Genomic DNA, 16408 nt, shown 5'->3' on the forward strand with positions numbered 1-16408 from the left:
TATACGTCCGGGCAAATGCCCGGACGTTTCGTTTATCCCACCTGTAAACTCACCGGCTTGCCTAACTTCATTAACATCATGACCAATGCATCAAGGGTAAACTTACTGGTTTTCTGGTTTACCACATCTGAAATACGCGGGCGTGAAATATTCAACTTCGCTGCGGCATCCGCTTGCTTCAATTGATTTTCATCTATCCACTCAGCAATTTCCTGCATGAGTTGCCGCTTCAGGAGCATCAGTTGTTCGACTTCTTGTTCCGCTTGCGTCCTTAACCGCTCCGCTTCACAGTCATCAAAGCCGAGTTCACTGAAAATATCCGTCTCTGCTGTCGTCACGTGACGGATGCCATCCACTGTCTTACGATTCATTTACGACTCCTGTGTTCCTGCGGTATAAGCTGCAAACGGCTTCTGACAATTTGTTTTTCATGTTCGGCGGTACGTCGAGTTTTTTTGTTAAAACAGTGCAGGACATAAACCTCTGCCTCAAAACGAGCCAGGTAAATCACCCGATAAGCGCCGGAATAATGGCGTAACCGTATTTCCTCCACGCCTCTCCCCAACTGAGGCATCGCTTTCCAATCAGCAGCTTCTAACCCCGCCTGTAAACGGTAAAGCTGGAAACCGGCATCCCGGCGGACCTCCTCAGGAAATTGGCGCAAATCATCAAAGGAAGACCCCATCCAGACAATACTTCGTAAACTTGCCCCTGATTCAACATACCACATCCTTGTATAAAATTTTATACACAAATCGCGCAAAAATAAGTTTGCGGATGACCACATAAACCATGCTGCTACGCTAATCCAGACAACATCATCGGTCACCCACTCAGCAAATATTCTGCGAGGCATTTTCCGGATTAGTTCTATTTTGCGCCGATTGCCGTACACTGGACTCTCTGGTCTGATTGAGGGCACCACCATGGCACTCCCCCGCATTACACAAAAAGAGATGACCGAGCGCGAACAGCGCGAATTGAAGACGCTGCTGGACCGCGCGCGTATCGCGCACGGCCGCCCGCTGAGCAATGCGGAAACGAACAGCGTGAAAAAGGAATATATCGATAAGCTGATGGCGCTGCGCGAAGCGGAAGCGAAGAAAGCCCGCCAGGTGAAAAAGCAGCAGGCTTACAAAGTAGACAAAGAAGCGACATTTTCGTGGTCGGCGAATACGCCGACCCGCGGCAGGCGTTAGCGGCCTTTCTTTTTACGTCCCGGCTGAGCGAAACGTTTACCGTTCGAGGCCGGGCGGCCTTTCTCGTTGGTTTTTTCCATCTTCACCACCGGGCGCTTGATGCCGGCGGTCGCCGCTTTGGCCTTCGGTTTAGCTTTTGGCTTCGCTTCGGAAGAGGAGTTTTCAATCAGCTTGAAAAGATCGATCAGCTCATCATCGGTTAAATCGCGCCACTCGCCCAGCGGAATGCCCGTCAGGCTAACGTTCATAATGCGCGTCCGCTCCAGCTTCATGACTTCATAGCCGAAATGCTCGCACATGCGGCGGATCTGGCGGTTTAACCCCTGAACCAGCGTGATGCGGAACACGAATGGCGCTTCTTTCTTGACCTTACATTTCTTGGTCACGGTACCGAGAATCGGCACTCCCGCGCCCATTCCACGAATAAACTCATCGGTAACCGGCTTATCGACGGTGACCAGATACTCTTTTTCATGATCGTTGCCGGCGCGCAGGATTTTGTTCACCAGATCGCCATGGTTGGTCAGGAAAATTAACCCCTGAGAGTCTTTATCGAGACGGCCAATCGGGAACACGCGTTTACTGTGGTTCACGAAGTCGACGATATTATCGCGCTCGCCATCTTCGGTAGTGCTGACGATACCCACCGGCTTATTCAGCGCAATCAACACCAAATCATCGGCTTCTCGCGGCTCAATCAGCTGACCGTTGACTTTCACCACATCGCCCGGCTTCACCTGATCGCCAATGGCGGCGCGCTTACCGTTGATAAAGACGTTGCCTTGTTCAATAAAGCGGTCCGCTTCGCGACGCGAGCAAATCCCGCTTTCGCTGATGTATTTATTTAATCGAGTAGATGAGTCGGTCAGCATAGTTTCTCCTTTGACAGCGAAATATACCTCACCTTACTGGCGATAAAAAACAGGGATGACGTTATTCATTACCCCATTGATTGAGGAAATTGGCGATATCGTCGATACGCTGTTCGGCAATGCCTGCTTCACGGGCCATCTCCTGCTGCGCTTCCTCGCTGATCTCCTCATTATTCATTAAGCGCGTAATCAGCAGTTGGAAGTAATGCGCCAGACAATCGCGCTCGGACTCTTTTACCGCTTCCGCGCACTCCGTCGAGTACTCATCCACGATGTCATAATATTTCAGCGGTATTTCATTGTTCATAGGTCGTCTCCGGGGTGGTTAGCATCTGCGCTTTCGGCCCCGATAATAACATTCAGCTTGCCTGCACCGTGAGCCATATCAGCGCCTCAAGGCCGGGCCAATGATAGAATCTGCGTCAAATGACATGCTTACACAGGATGAAAAGATGGAACTGCTGTTACTGAGTAACTCAACGCTACCGGGCAAAGCCTGGATGGAACATGCGCTGCCGCTGATTGCCGGCCAGGTCAAAGGCCGCCGCTCGGCGGTATTTATTCCCTTCGCCGGGGTGACGCAAAGCTGGGATGATTACACCGCCAAAGCCGCCGCAGTCATGGCGCCGATGGGCGTCAGCGTGACCGGTATTCACAGCGTCGCCGACCCTATCGCCGCCATTGAAAGTACCGAGATGGTCATCGTCGGCGGCGGGAACACTTTCCAGCTTCTGAAAGAGTGTCGCAGCCGCGGGCTGCTGGCGCCGATTGTCGATGTCGTCAAACGCGGGGCGTTGTATATCGGCTGGAGCGCGGGTTCTAACCTCGCCTGCCCGACCATTCGTACCACCAACGATATGCCGATTGTCGATCCTCAGGGGTTTGACGCGTTAGGGCTGTTCCCGCTGCAGATTAACCCGCACTTCACCAACGCGCTGCCGACCGGGCATCAGGGTGAGACCCGTGAGCAACGTATTCGCGAATTGCTGGTCGTGGCGCCGGAATTAACGGTGATTGGCCTGCCGGAGGGGAACTGGATTCAGGTCAGCGACGGACACGCCACGCTCGGCGGCCCGAACCCGACGCTGTTGTTCAAAGCGGGAGAAGAAGCGGTAACCCTGGCCGCGGGCCACCGTTTCTAGACTAGTTTGACGAACATTACCCGGATAGCGGCGCGTTGCGCCTTATCCGGGCTACCCAGCGTAAATCCTGCTAATAATCATCCCGCTCGTCGTCTTCATCCGGCTGCTCCATCACGCTATAGGCAACAGCGCAGAACAACGAGTTCAGACGCTTCATATCGCCCAACAGCGCCAGATGCAACGTACTGGTTTCGATACTCTGCACGTTTTGCTGATGCAGGCGGTCAACATGCGCATGCGAGTAACGGCGGTTAAGAATACGAAAACGGTGCTTACTGCGGCGCAACCGACGGGCGCTCGGCACGTCGCCGGAAAAGAAGACCGACATTGCCAGCTGCAGGTTACTGAGCAGCAGCTCGTATAACGCATCCAGCTCTTTTAGCCCCTCGACGGAAAATGCGCGCCGCGCCGCCAGTGATTTATCGGCGATCTCGCTGCCCATTCGCTCGACGATGTCAGACGCCTGCTCCAGGTTGAGCGACATCTCGATAATTTCCGCCCAGCGGCGAGACTCCTCTTCCGCCAGCTCGTCCTTCGGCATCCGCGCCAGGTAGAGCTTGATAGCCGTATACAGCACGTTGATATCGTCCGCCATCCGCCGCAGCTCTTTCTCTTCGCGCGGCTCGCCGTGCATCACCTTGCGCAGGCTTTCCAGCATCTGCTCCATGGCGTCGCCGATACGCAAGGTCTCACGGGCGGCATTGGCCAACGCCAGCGCCGGCGTATCCAGCGCCGAGGGATCCAGATGCTTCGGCTTGAGATGGTTATCCAGCTCCGGCTCATCGCGGATCAGGCGCTTACACAGGTTCGCCATCGGCCCGGCGAACGGCACCATCGCCACGCAGCGGATCAGGTTGTAGAAGACGTGGAAGTAGATAACCAGCTCCGACTCTTCCAGCGGCAATTTGTGCATGACATCAGCCAGTACGTGCACAAATGGCAAAATTATCAAGCTCCCCACCAGCTTGAACAGCAGGCTGCCGAGCGCCACGCGCCGCGCCGCCGCATTGGCGCCGCTGTTGTTGAGCATCGCCAGCAGGCCTGAGCCGAGGTTAGCGCCGATGACCAGGCATAGCGCCACCGGGAAAGAGATCACCCCGGTGCCGGTTAACGTTGCGGTCAGCAGCACGGCCGCCAGGCTGGAGTAACTGATAATGGCGAACACGGCGCCAATCAGCGCATCCAGCATGATATCGCCGGTCAGCGAGGCGAAAATCACCTGTACACCGTTGGCCTGGGTAATCGGATGCACCGCCTGGACGATGAGCTCCAGCGCCAGCAGGATAAGCCCAAGGCCGATACCGACCCGCCCAAGCTGACCCGCGCGGGTCTGTTTACGGCCGAGGAAGAAAATAACGCCGATAAATATCAGCAGCGGCGATAGCCAGGAGAGGTCGAAGGTCAGTACCCTCGCCATCAGCGCCGTCCCCACATCCGCACCCAGCACCATAACCAGCGCTGGCGCCAGCGCGACCAGATCCTGGGCTACAAACGACGTCACCAGCATGGTGGTGGCATTGCTGCTCTGCACCAGCGCGGTGACGCCAATCCCCGCGCAGAAGGCGAGCGGTTTTTTCTCCACGCTGCTGCTGAGCACGGTACGCAGGCGCGCGCCAAAGACTCGCATCACGCCGGTGCGCACAATATGGGTACCCCACACCAGTAGGGCTACGGCGGAAAGTAGGTGTAACAGCGTTAACACAGAATCAGCTTCTCCTTATCGTTATAAGTGTTCCTGAGGTTTAAACCTCCCTTCAGTATAAGGGGTTAACTTCAATAAAGAGACAAGGCGCTCAAAGAGCGCCCTGTTTGTTGTAACGAAACATATTTCGTTAGTCAGCATCATAGCCGAGGTTAGGGGCGAGCCAACGCTCAACTTCGGCCGCCGTCATCCCCTTACGCAGGGCGTAATCTTCCACCTGGTCGCGCTGGATCTGCGCCACGGCGAAGTACTTACTGTCCGGATGACTGAAGTACCAGCCGGAAACCGATGCGCCAGGCCACATGGCGAAGGACTCGGTGAGCTTCATACCGGTATGCGCTTCCACATCCAACAGTTCCCAGATGGTCGCTTTCTCAGTGTGTTCCGGGCAGGCCGGATAACCGGGCGCCGGGCGGATCCCCTGGTAATTTTCGCGGATCAGCTCTTCATTGCTGAGGTTCTCATTGGCCGCATAGCCCCAGTAAACCTTACGCACTTTCTCATGCAGATACTCGGCGAAGGCTTCCGCCAGACGGTCGGCGATGGCCTTAACCATGATCTTGTTATAGTCGTCGTGCTGCGCTTCATAGGCTTCCGCCAGCGCGTCTTCTTCCAGCCCGCCGGTTACCGCGAAAGCCCCGATGTAGTCCGCTTTACCGCTCAGCTTCGGCGCGACAAAATCGGCGAGGCAGTAGTTCGCGAAGCCAACCTTTTCGGTTTGCTGGCGCAGGTGATGGCTGACCGTTAGCACGTGGGTACGGGTTTCATCACGATAGATTTCCACATCGTCGCCAACGCGGTTAGCCGGGAACAGCCCGACCACGCCGCGCGGGTTCAGCGTTTTTTCGGCGCTGAGTTTATCCAACAAATCGTTGGCGTCTTTAAACAGGCGCTGTGCCTCTTCACCCACCACTTCATCTTCCAGGATACGCGGATATTTGCCCGCCAGCGACCAGGTCATAAAGAACGGCGTCCAGTCGATGTAGTTACGCAGCGTTTCGATGCTGGCTTCCACCTCCTGCACGCCCAGACGATGGGCCACCGGAGGAGTGTAGCTCTCCCAGTCAAACGCCAGATCGTTTTCCCGCGCCGCCTGCAGAGTCACCGGCGGCGTGCGCGGTTTTTTACGCCCGTGCTGGATTCGCACGGTTTCATACTCTTTACGGGTACGGGCGACAAAATCATCGCGCTGGGTTGCCGACAGCAGGGCTGAAACCACTCCTACGGTACGCGAGGCGTTCTGCACGTAAACCGTCGGGCCACTGTAGTTCTGCTCGATTTTCACCGCGGTATGGGCTTTCGAGGTCGTCGCTCCGCCAATTAGCAGCGGGATAGTGAAGCCCTGACGCTCCATCTCTTTCGCCACGTTGACCATTTCGTCCAGCGACGGCGTGATAAGCCCTGAGAGGCCAATCAGATCGGCGTTTTCTTCGCGCGCAGTACGCAGGATTTTCTCTGCCGGCACCATCACGCCGAGATCGATAATTTCGTAGTTGTTGCACTGCAGCACTACGCCGACGATGTTTTTACCAATATCGTGCACATCGCCTTTCACGGTGGCGATCACCATCTTACCGTTGCTGGAGCCCTGTTCTTTGCTGGCTTCGATGTAAGGTTCGAGGTAGGCCACCGCCTGTTTCATCACCCGCGCGGATTTTACCACCTGCGGCAGGAACATTTTGCCTTCACCGAACAGGTCGCCGACGACGTTCATGCCATCCATCAGCGGCCCTTCAATCACCTCGATTGGGCGTTCGGCCTGCTGGCGCGCCTCTTCAGTATCCTGCTCGATAAATTCGGTAATGCCTTTGACCAGCGAGTATTCAAGACGCTTTTTCACGTCCCAGCTGCGCCATTCCGCCTGCTGAGCGTTCGCGCTATCGTCCGCTTTGCTGCCGCGATATTTTTCCGCCAGCTCAAGTAATCTTTCGGTACTGTCATCGCGGCGGTTAAGAATTACGTCTTCGACCGCATCGCGCAGCTCGCCAGGCAGATCGTCGTATATCGCCAGCTGGCCGGCATTGACGATGCCCATATCCATACCGTTGCGGATAGCGTAGTAGAGGAAGACGGCGTGGATCGCTTCACGCACCGGATCGTTACCGCGGAACGAGAACGACACGTTAGAGACGCCGCCGGAAATCAGCGCATGCGGCAGCTCGCGTTTGATGTCTTCACAGGCGCCGATAAAGTCCTGAGCGTAGTTATTGTGCTCTTCAATACCGGTGGCGACGGCAAAAATGTTGGGGTCGAAGATGATATCTTCCGGCGGGAAGCCGACCTCTTCGGTGAGGATTTTGTAGGCGCGACGGCAAATTTCGATTTTGCGCTCACGGGTATCGGCCTGGCCCACTTCATCAAAGGCCATGACTACCATTGCCGCGCCGTAGCGGCGAACCAGCTTAGCGTGATGAATAAAGGGTTCGACGCCCTCTTTCATCGAGATCGAGTTAACGATGCCCTTGCCCTGAATGCACTTGAGCCCTTTTTCGATGACTTCCCACTTGGAGGAGTCGATCATAATCGGCACGCGGGCAATATCCGGTTCACCCGCTATCAGGTTGAGGAAACGCACCATCGCCGCTTCGGCATCGAGCATCCCCTCATCCATGTTGATATCGATAATCTGCGCGCCGCTTTCTACCTGCTGGCGCGCCACGTCCAGCGCTTCACTGTATTTCTCTTCTTTGATTAAGCGCTTAAATTTAGCGGAGCCGGTAACGTTGGTACGCTCGCCCACATTGACGAACAGGCTATCGTCGCCGATGTTCAGCGGCTCCAGGCCAGACAGACGGCAGGCGACCGGCAGTTCCGGCAGCTGGCGAGGCGGCAAGCCCTCTACCGCCCGGCTCATGGCGGCGATATGCTCGGGGGTGGTGCCGCAGCAGCCGCCGACGATATTAAGGAAACCGGCCTGCGCCCATTCGCGAATTTGCGCCGCCATGGTATCGGCATCCAGATCGTATTCGCCGAAGGCGTTCGGCAGGCCGGCGTTCGGGTGCGCGGTAACGTAACACTCGGCGATCCGCGAAAGCTCCTGCACGTACTGGCGCAGCTCATCCGGCCCCAGCGCGCAGTTTAAGCCGAAGGTCAGGGCATCGGCGTGGCGCAGCGAATTATAGAACGCTTCGGTCGTCTGCCCGGACAGTGTACGTCCGGAGGCATCGGTGATAGTGCCGGAAATCATAATCGGCAGCTCGACGCCGAGCGCCTCAAATTCTTCTTTTACCGCGAAAATCGCCGCTTTGGCGTTCAGGGTGTCAAAGACCGTTTCAATCAGAATCAGGTCCGAGCCGCCTTCCACCAGCGCTTTGGTGGATTCACGATAGGCGGCCACCAGCTGATCGAACGTGATATTCCGAAAGGCCGGATCGTTGACGTCCGGAGAAATAGAAGCGGTGCGGTTGGTGGGCCCAAGCACCCCCGCCACATAGCGCGGTTTTTCAGGCGTACGCGCGGTCCACGCGTCGGCGCTGGCGCGGGCCAGTTTTGCGGCGGCAAAGTTGATTTCCGCCGACAGGGATTCCATCTGGTAATCCGCCATCGCGATGGTTGTCGAGTTGAAGGTGTTGGTCTCGATAATGTCCGCGCCGGCGGCGAAATAAGCGTCGTGGATCTCGCGAATAACCTCAGGCTTGCTGAGGACCAGCAGGTCGTTATTGCCTTTCAGGTCGCACGGCCAATCGGCAAAGCGCTCGCCGCGGAAATCCTGCTCACTCAGACGATAGCCCTGGATCATGGTGCCCATGCCCCCGTCCAGAACCAGAATGCGTTCTTTTAACTGCTGATGTAATTGTTCTACTTTGTTACTCACACAGACTCCCGACAGCGCTCAACTCAGACCAAAAAGCCAACAAACCATACTGGCATAAACCACCCTGCTGGAAAAGGAAACCTGCAGCAACATGAGACAAGTTCAACTTCACTCCTCCGATCAGTCTGGTTGTGATTGCATTATCGCCAAATAAAACGAAAATCATTTCCACGATACAGAAAAAAGGAGTTCATCATGGCTACCCCGGTTCCCGCCAAACGCGGCAGAAAACCCGCTGCTGCCGCCCCTGCCGCACAGGCTGGCGGGCAAGTTCAGTCGCTTACCCGCGGTCTGAAACTGCTTGAATGGATTTCTGAATCGCATAGCAGCGTCGCGCTCACCGAACTGGCGCAGCAGGCGGGACTACCTAACTCCACGACCCATCGTCTGCTCACCACCATGCAGCAGCTCGGTTTTGTGCGCCAGGTCGGCGAGCTGGGGCACTGGGCGATCGGCGCGCATGCGTTTGTCGTCGGCAGCAGCTTCCTGCAAAGCCGCAATCTGCTGGCCATTGTCCATCCTATCCTGCGCCAGCTGATGGAAGATTCCGGCGAAACGGTCAACCTGGCGGTGCTGGATAAAAGCGATCATCAGGCGATTATTATCGACCAGGTGCAATGTACGCAGCTGATGCGCATGTCGGCGCCGATTGGCGGCAAATTGCCGATGCACGCGTCAGGCGCCGGAAAAGCGTTTCTGGCGCAGTTGAGCGAAGAAGAGGTCACCACGCTGCTACATCGGAAAGGGCTGCATGCTTACACCCACGCCACCCTGGTTTCTCCGGTACATTTGAAAGAGGATTTGGCCCAGACGCGTAAACGCGGCTATTCATTTGATGATGAAGAACATGCGCTGGGGCTGCGCTGTATCGCCTCCTGTATTTACGACGAACACCGCGAACCGTTCGCCGCTATCTCCATCTCCGGGCCGATTTCACGCATGACCGATGACCGGGTGACCGAGCTTGGCGCATTGGTTATTAAGGCTGCAAAAGAAGTCACGCTGGCGTACGGCGGGGTTAAATAATAAAAATGCCCCAAAGGGGCATTTTGAGTAGGCCTGATAAGCGTAGCGCCATCAGGCAGATCGGCGCACCTTGCCGGATGGCGGCGTAAACGCCTTATCCGGCCTACTGTCGGCGCCATAGCGCACGCTAAAACGCTGCTTACGCCGGTAAGCGTAAACATCTTCCACGTGCCCGTTTTTAATGCGCGTCTGCAGTTCGCGCCAGTAATCGGCACGCAGTAAATCGGCGTGCATCTCCTCCAGTAGCGGTCCGATCCGCGGATCGGCGCACAGCCAGTGGCGGAACTCTTCCGGGAAGACATCGCCCGGGGACACGCTATACCAGGGTTCACTGGCCAACTCATCTTCCGGATAGCGCGGCGGCGGAATATCGCGGAAATTCACCTCGGTCATGTAGCAAATTTCATCATAATCGTAGAATACCACCCGCCCGTGGCGCGTGACGCCGAAGTTTTTAAACAGCATGTCGCCGGGGAAGATATTGGCGGCCGCCAGTTGGCGAATAGCATTCCCGTACTCTTCTACCGCGTCGCGTAGCGCCTGGCCTTCCACCTGCTCCAGCCAGATATTAAGCGGCACCATCCTTCGTTCAATATAAAGATGGCTGATGGCAATGCGATCGCCGAGATCGGTCAACTTATTCCCCGCTTCCGCCTGCAACAGCGCCATCAGCTCGGGCGCGATTTGCCGCTTATCGAGCACGAAGTTTTCAAACTCCTGGGTATCCGCCATCCGCCCGACGCGGTCGTGTTCTTTGACCAGCTGATAGCAGGCGCGGACGTGGGCGGCGGTCATCTCTTTTTGCGGCGCAAAGCGGTCTTTAATCACCTTAAATACCCGGTCGAATCCCGGCAGGGTAAATACCAACATCACCATCCCACGGATGCCCGGCGCTTCGATAAACTGCTCATCGCTGCGGGTAACATAGTGCAGATACTCGCGATAACTTTCCGTTTTAGCATGCTTCTGACAGCCAATCGCCATATACAGCTCGGCGGTAGTTTTTCCCGGCAGAATCTCGCGCAGCCATTCAACCAGCGCCGCGGGCAGCGGCGCGTAGACCATGAAATAGGAGCGGGCGAAACCAAAGACGATACTCGCCTCGGCGTGGGTCGTCAGGCAGGTATCAACAAATAGCTGTCCGTCATCGCTACGATGTATCGGCAGCAGGAACGGCAGCGTCGCCATCGGTGTAACCAGTTTACCTACCAGCCAGGCGGCTTTATTACGATAAAACAGCTCATTCGCCACCTGCAGATGCGACTGCGACAACAGTTCTCCACCGAGAGCTTCACGTAAATGGCTGACGATATAACCGATATCACGCCCTTTGTTTTGCCACGGCAGGCGCAGCGGCAAATCGGCAAGCAGGTTATGCATCAGGTATTCCCAGCCGCGTTCGGGATAAAAATCCTTCGCCAGCGGTCGCGAAATCGTGCGAAAACGACGTTCCGGCTGGGAGCTAAAAATAAAGAGCCGCTCGGGGGTCAGCGAGCGGTGGTCAAACAGTCTGCAGTAGACCGAGTTGAAAAAGCTCTCCGCAATTTCAAAGCGAGGGTAATCCGGCAAAAGTTGGGTGTACTGCTGTTTCACCCGCAGAAGAAAATCGACGTCGGTACTTTTCCCTTCGGTAATGCAGCGCAGCTGTTCTACCACCAGACCCACGTGGTGATCGTAGAGGTGGATACGCTGCTTCATCGCCTGCTGCACGGCGTGCCAGTCCGCTTGTTCGAAGCGCTGCTGTGCGCCGGAAGTGACTTCCAGAAAACGCCCGTACTGGGCGTCGAATCCCTGTAAAATGGTTTGGGCAATCAGTAGTTCCAGGCCACGCGTCATCGCTTTCCCCCATCCGGCACAACATCATGCCGGATGGCGCGTTAGCTTATCCGGCCTACACCTTTGTAGGCCCGGTAAGCGCAGCGCTACCGGGCATTGCTTAAAACTGCGATTCTTCGGTCGAGCCGGTCAGCGCCGTTACCGACGAGGTCCCCCCCTGGATAATGGTGGTCACTTTGTCGAAGTACCCGGTGCCCACCTCCTGCTGATGCGAGACGAAGGTGTAGCCTTCCGGCCCGGCGGCAAACTCCGGCTGCTGTACCTTTTCGACGTAGTGACGCATGCCTTCGCCCTGCGCGTAGGCGTGAGCCAGGTCGAACATGTTGAACCACATGCTGTGGATACCCGCCAGGGTAATGAACTGGAATTTATAGCCCATATCCGACAGCTGCTGCTGGAAGCTGGCGATGGTTTTATCGTCGAGATTTTTCTTCCAGTTAAAGGATGGCGAGCAGTTATAGGCCAGCAGCTTGCCCGGGAAGCGGGCGTGGATCGCCTCGGCGAAACGGCGTGCCTGTTCAATGTCCGGTTTAGAGGTTTCACACCATACCAGATCGGCATAAGGCGCGTAGGCCAGGCCGCGGCTGATTGCCTGTTCGATTCCGGCATGGGTGCGATAGAAACCTTCGCTGGTGCGATCGCCGGAGATAAACTCGCGATCGTATGGATCGCAATCCGAGGTAATCAGGTCAGCGGCATCGGCGTCGGTACGAGCGATAAGCAGCGTCGGTACCCCCATCACATCCGCCGCCAGGCGCGCGGCGACCAGCTTCTGAATCGCCTCTTGCGTCGGCACCAGCACCTTGCCGCCCATATGTCCGCACTTCTTCACCGACGCCAGCTGGTCTTCGAAATGCACGGCCGCTGCACCGGCCGCAATCATCGATTTCATCAGCTCAAAGGCGTTCAGCACGCCGCCAAAACCGGCTTCCGCATCGGCGACGATCGGCAGGAAATAGTCGATAAAACGCGGATCGTTCGGCTCAATCCCCGCCGCCCACTGGATCTGATCGGCGCGACGGAAGGTGTTGTTGATCCGATCAACTACCGATGGCACCGAGTTAGCCGGGTATAACGATTGATCCGGGTACATACTGGAGGCCAGGTTGGCGTCGGCGGCGACCTGCCAGCCAGACAAGTAGATGGCTTCAATGCCCGCCTTCGCCTGCTGCAGCGCCTGGCCGCCGGTTAACGCGCCAAGGCTGTTGATATAACCCTTTTTCGCTTCACCATGCAGCAGACGCCACATTTTCGCCGCGCCAAGCTGCGCCAGCGTGCATTCCGGGTTCACCGAGCCGCGTAACTTCACCACCTCTTCCGCGCTGTATGGGCGGGTAATGCCTTCCCAGCGCGGGTTCGTCCACTCTTTGTTTAATTCTTCGATTTGTTGGGTACGGGTTTTCATGTGCAGATGCTCCATATAGTGATGGGGTGAATTACGCCAGCAGGCGGTAACCTGGCAGAGTCAGGAAGTCGATCAGTTCGTCGGAAGTGGTGATTTGCTCCATCAGTCGCGCCGCATCGTCAAAGCGACCGTGGCTGAAGCGGTGTTCTCCCAACTCTTCCTGAATCACCATCAGCTCTTCAGCCAGCCACTGGCGGAACAGCGCCTTGGTAACCGGTGTGCCGTCGTTCAGGGTTTTCTGGTGATGGATCCACTGCCAGATAGAGGTACGCGAAATCTCAGCCGTCGCCGCATCTTCCATCAGGCCGTAAATCGGTACGCAGCCGTTGCCGGAGATCCAGGCCTCGATGTACTGCACCGCCACGCGGATATTAGCGCGCATGCCGGCTTCGGTGCGCTCGCCCTCGCAGGGAGCCAGCAGCTGCTCGGCGGTAATCGGCGCGTCGTCATTGCGGGTAACAAACAGCTGGTTAGGATGTTCGCCCAGTACGCGGTTAAAGACGCCCATCGCCGTATCCGCCAGTCCCGGATGCGCAATCCAGGTGCCATCGTGGCCATTGTTGGCCTCCAGCTCTTTATCGGCGGTGACTTTATTCAGCACCTGACGATTGCGCTCGGCGTCTTTGCTCGGGATAAAGGCCGCCATACCGCCCATCGCGAAGGCGCCGCGTTTATGGCAGGTCTTAATCAGCAGGCGTGAATAGGCGCTGAGGAAGGGCTTATCCATCGTCACCACCTGGCGATCCGGCAGGACGCGGTCTGGGTGGTTTTTCAGCGTCTTGATATAGCTGAAGATATAGTCCCAGCGCCCGCAGTTCAGGCCAACAATGTGGTCGCGCAGCGCATGCAGGATTTCATCCATCTGGAACACCGCCGGCAGCGTTTCAATCAGCAGCGTGGCCTTAATGGTGCCGCGCGGCAGTTCAAAGCGATCCTCGGTAAAGCTGAAGACTTTGCTCCACCATGCCGCTTCCTGCCAGGCCTGGGTCTTCGGCAGATAGAAATAGGGGCCGCTCCCTTTCGCTAGCAGCGCCTGGTAGTTGTGGAAGAAATAGAGCGCAAAATCGAACAGACTGCCGGGTATCGCCTCACCCTGCCAGGTGACGTGCTTTTCCGGCAGATGCAGGCCGCGAACGCGGCAGACCAGTACCGCCGGGTCGGGCTGTAGCTGATAAATTTTCCCTGCTTCGTTGGTGTAGCTGATGGTGCCGTTGACCGCATCGCGCAGGTTGATTTGGCCATCAATCACTTTGTGCCAATCCGGCGCCAGCGAGTCTTCGAAATCGGCCATAAAGACTTTGACGTTAGCATTCAGGGCATTAATCACCATCTTGCGTTCAACAGGACCGGTGATTTCAACGCGGCGATCCTGTAAATCGGTCGGAATACCGCGTATTTTCCAGTCGCCATTACGAATGGAAGCTGTTTCCGAAATAAAATCAGGAAGCTTGCCGCCATCAATGGCCTGCTGTTGCTGGACGCGTGCTGCCAACAGTTGATTACGCTCAGGCGTAAAACGGCTCACTAGTTCCGTCAGGAACTCCACCGCTTCCGCAGTCAGAATTTGCTTCTCCTGCTCGCCATAAGGCTGGCTGAATGCCAGTTCATCGGTCATTGTCGCCTGTTGCGTCATTGTGCAGCTCCTCTTGGTTGATCCTGATAGCGAGAGCGAAAGATCGTTGTTTGCTTTTCGCTCAGCACAATTAAGACTACTCAAGAATTTTTCAAAATCAAAAACAATTTCCATTTTTAATTTAATATTGCATCAACATACTGATAACAAAAGAATTAAAGTTAAAATAGAAGGGGAAGTTGTTTTCGGAAATAAAAAAGGCACCCGAAGGTGCCTGAGGCGAGATGCTGAAACGCTTTAGGATCGTACGCGCTGGTAGATTAATCCAGCGTTGGATTCATATGACGCAGATCGTATGGTGTGATTTGGTAGACGTAATAGTTAAGCCAGTTAGCAAACAGGAGATTGCCATGGCTGCGCCAGGTCGCCCGCGGTTTATTGTTTGGATCATTATTCGGGAAGTAGTTGTCCGGAAGCTGTGGCGCTAAACCTGCCTCCAGATCGCGGAAGTATTCACTTGCCAGGGTATGCGGATCGTATTCAGGATGACCGGTAACAAAAGCGATGCGCTTATCTTTGCTGGCGAACAGATAGGCATCGCCATCTTCGGTTTCGGCGAGAATATCGAGGTCGGTGTAGTCCCGAATCAGCCCGGCCGGGAAGTCGGCATAGCGCGAATGAGGCGCAAGGAAGGTGTCATCAAACCCGCGAGTCAGCAGCGCATGCGGGTGCAAAATATGGTGTTCATAAACGCCAGAGATCTTTTCGGTACGAGTTTGCTTGGGGATGCCATACAGAATATTTAACGCGGCCTGTACCGCCCAACAGACAAATAACGTTGACGTGACGTGATCCTTTGCCCACTCCAGTACCTGTTTAATCTGCGGCCAGTAGGCAACATCGTTAAACTCGACCAGCCCTAACGGCGCGCCGGTAACAATCAAACCATCGAAATTCTGTTCGCGAATATCGTCGAAGTTGCAGTAAAAGTTATTCAGGTGCTCCGTCGGCGTATTACGTGATTCACGCGCATCGATGCGTAGCAGCTGGATATCAACCTGCAGCGGCGAGTTCGACAGCAACCGCAGAAACTGATTCTCCGTCTCGATCTTCTTTGGCATCAGATTGAGAATTAACACCTTCAGCGGGCGGATTTCCTGAGTTGTAGCACGCGATGTGGTCATCACGAAGACGTTTTCATCGCGCAAGAAATTGACGGCCGGTAGCTCGTCCTGCACCCGAATTGGCATAGCTGTATCACCTCATTACATACGTATAAACGTTTAGACATCCAGATAGCTGACAATAACCAGGAATAAGCAAAATGTCGAGTCTGCAAGCGTAAGGTGAGAAAGTTTCAAGGAGGATTTAAGAGGTGGGATTTTCCCGCAGGCGGTATAGCCCGGGGAAGGAGCGGTAGCCCCGGTAAGCGCAGCGCCACCGGGGGAGATGGCGGCGCGTCTGGCCGCAAAACACAAAAACAAAAGGCCCAGTCTTCCGACGGAGCCTTTCGTTTACGTTGCTATGGCAGCGGCTTTCCCCGGAGGCGGTGCTGCGCACCTTTTCCGGGCTACAGGGTCTGTAGCCCCGGTAAGCGCAGCGCCACCGGGGGAGACGGCGGCGCGTCTGGCCGCAAAACACAAAAACAAAAGGCCCGGCCTTCCGACTGAGCCTTTGTTTACGTTGATATGGCAGCGGCTTTCCCCGGAGGCGGTGCTGCGCACCTTTTCCGGGCTACAGGACTGTAGCCCCGGTAAGCGCAGCGCCACCGGGGGAGACGGCGGCGCGTCTGGCCGCAAAACACAAAAACAAAAGGCCCAGTCTTGCGACTGAGCCTTT

13 protein-coding genes are annotated in these 16408 nt (G+C 56.0%); 3 read left to right on the top strand and 10 right to left on the bottom strand.

Going from position 1 to position 16408, the window contains the following annotated elements; translation table 11 throughout:
* Window positions 1-32 precede the first annotated feature (32 nt).
* Both PGS10_RS24075 and PGS10_RS24080 read right to left on the bottom strand, forming a co-directional pair.
* Window positions 33-371, bottom strand: a complete 339-nt coding sequence (locus PGS10_RS24075; RefSeq protein WP_063415039.1) for a helix-turn-helix domain-containing protein — start codon at window positions 369-371, stop codon at window positions 33-35.
* Window positions 368-730: a type II toxin-antitoxin system RelE/ParE family toxin gene (locus PGS10_RS24080; RefSeq protein WP_315712882.1), complete on the bottom strand. Its 363-nt coding sequence runs from the start codon at window positions 728-730 to the stop codon at window positions 368-370. Before PGS10_RS24080 ends, PGS10_RS24075 begins: the two co-directional genes overlap by 4 nt.
* A 196-nt stretch (window positions 731-926) precedes the next feature.
* On the opposite strand from PGS10_RS24080, the gene PGS10_RS24085 reads away from it, so the two are divergent.
* Window positions 927-1199 (top strand): DUF3811 domain-containing protein, encoded by a 273-nt coding sequence (locus tag PGS10_RS24085; protein ID WP_045396828.1) that lies wholly within the window; start codon window positions 927-929, stop codon window positions 1197-1199.
* Here PGS10_RS24085 and rluF read toward each other — a convergent pair.
* On the bottom strand, window positions 1196-2071 hold the full coding sequence (gene rluF, locus PGS10_RS24090) for a 23S rRNA pseudouridine(2604) synthase RluF (protein ID WP_045396831.1): 876 nt from the start codon (window positions 2069-2071) through the stop codon (window positions 1196-1198). The two genes, PGS10_RS24085 and rluF, sit on opposite strands and share 4 nt — an antisense overlap.
* Before the next feature lie 61 nt (window positions 2072-2132).
* Window positions 2133-2378, bottom strand: a complete 246-nt coding sequence (locus PGS10_RS24095; RefSeq protein ID WP_020079884.1) for a YmjA family protein — start codon at window positions 2376-2378, stop codon at window positions 2133-2135.
* A gap of 145 nt (window positions 2379-2523) precedes the next feature.
* Here PGS10_RS24095 and pepE point away from each other — a divergent pair, with 145 nt between their 5' ends.
* Complete coding sequence (gene pepE / locus PGS10_RS24100) at window positions 2524-3213, top strand: dipeptidase PepE (protein ID WP_047046472.1); 690 nt, start codon at window positions 2524-2526, stop codon at window positions 3211-3213.
* A 70-nt stretch (window positions 3214-3283) separates the two neighbouring features.
* Here the strand turns inward: pepE and PGS10_RS24105 are convergent, their stop codons facing one another.
* Window positions 3284-4915, bottom strand: coding sequence for a Na/Pi cotransporter family protein (locus PGS10_RS24105; RefSeq protein ID WP_015368796.1), 1632 nt, complete (start codon window positions 4913-4915; stop codon window positions 3284-3286).
* A 130-nt stretch (window positions 4916-5045) separates the two neighbouring features.
* The gene (gene metH, locus PGS10_RS24110; protein ID WP_047045827.1) at window positions 5046-8729 is read right to left on the bottom strand and encodes a methionine synthase; all 3684 of its coding nucleotides are present in this window, start codon (window positions 8727-8729) and stop codon (window positions 5046-5048) included.
* Between the two features lie 195 nt (window positions 8730-8924).
* Here metH and iclR point away from each other — a divergent pair, with 195 nt between their 5' ends.
* Window positions 8925-9755, top strand: coding sequence for a glyoxylate bypass operon transcriptional repressor IclR (gene iclR / locus PGS10_RS24115; RefSeq protein WP_045396840.1), 831 nt, complete (start codon window positions 8925-8927; stop codon window positions 9753-9755).
* 51 nt (window positions 9756-9806) lie between these two features.
* On the opposite strand, the gene aceK is transcribed toward iclR, so the two are convergent.
* The 4 genes from aceK to metA all read right to left on the bottom strand — a co-directional run bounded on the left by aceK (window position 9807) and on the right by metA (window position 15819).
* Entirely contained in the window at window positions 9807-11591 is a 1785-nt protein-coding gene (gene aceK / locus PGS10_RS24120; protein ID WP_316423591.1) for a bifunctional isocitrate dehydrogenase kinase/phosphatase, read from the bottom strand.
* Between the two features lie 100 nt (window positions 11592-11691).
* Window positions 11692-12996, bottom strand: a complete 1305-nt coding sequence (aceA, locus tag PGS10_RS24125; protein ID WP_015368800.1) for an isocitrate lyase — start codon at window positions 12994-12996, stop codon at window positions 11692-11694.
* A gap of 31 nt (window positions 12997-13027) precedes the next feature.
* On the bottom strand, window positions 13028-14629 hold the full coding sequence (aceB, locus tag PGS10_RS24130; protein WP_045396846.1) for a malate synthase A: 1602 nt from the start codon (window positions 14627-14629) through the stop codon (window positions 13028-13030).
* A 260-nt stretch (window positions 14630-14889) separates the two neighbouring features.
* Window positions 14890-15819, bottom strand: coding sequence for a homoserine O-acetyltransferase MetA (gene metA, locus PGS10_RS24135; RefSeq protein ID WP_045396850.1), 930 nt, complete (start codon window positions 15817-15819; stop codon window positions 14890-14892).
* Window positions 15820-16408 lie beyond the last annotated feature (589 nt).

Source organism: Klebsiella sp. 141153 (assembly GCF_032601995.1).
In the GTDB taxonomy this organism is placed as follows: Bacteria; Pseudomonadota; Gammaproteobacteria; order Enterobacterales; family Enterobacteriaceae; genus Klebsiella; species Klebsiella aerogenes.

Excerpts from the sequence above, each read along its gene's own strand:
- PGS10_RS24085 (WP_045396828.1), top strand. The coding sequence starts at position 927 with ATGGCACTCCCCCGCATTACACAAAAAGAGATGACCGAGCGCGAACAG.
- PGS10_RS24095 (WP_020079884.1), bottom strand. The coding sequence starts at position 2,378 with ATGAACAATGAAATACCGCTGAAATATTATGACATCGTGGATGAGTAC.
- aceA (WP_015368800.1), bottom strand. The coding sequence starts at position 12,996 with ATGAAAACCCGTACCCAACAAATCGAAGAATTAAACAAAGAGTGGACG.
- PGS10_RS24080 (WP_315712882.1), bottom strand. The coding sequence starts at position 730 with ATGTGGTATGTTGAATCAGGGGCAAGTTTACGAAGTATTGTCTGGATG.
- PGS10_RS24075 (WP_063415039.1), bottom strand. The coding sequence starts at position 371 with ATGAATCGTAAGACAGTGGATGGCATCCGTCACGTGACGACAGCAGAG.
- metA (WP_045396850.1), bottom strand. The coding sequence starts at position 15,819 with ATGCCAATTCGGGTGCAGGACGAGCTACCGGCCGTCAATTTCTTGCGC.
- aceB (WP_045396846.1), bottom strand. The coding sequence starts at position 14,629 with ATGACGCAACAGGCGACAATGACCGATGAACTGGCATTCAGCCAGCCT.
- iclR (WP_045396840.1), top strand. The coding sequence starts at position 8,925 with ATGGCTACCCCGGTTCCCGCCAAACGCGGCAGAAAACCCGCTGCTGCC.
- pepE (WP_047046472.1), top strand. The coding sequence starts at position 2,524 with ATGGAACTGCTGTTACTGAGTAACTCAACGCTACCGGGCAAAGCCTGG.
- rluF (WP_045396831.1), bottom strand. The coding sequence starts at position 2,071 with ATGCTGACCGACTCATCTACTCGATTAAATAAATACATCAGCGAAAGC.
- aceK (WP_316423591.1), bottom strand. The coding sequence starts at position 11,591 with ATGACGCGTGGCCTGGAACTACTGATTGCCCAAACCATTTTACAGGGA.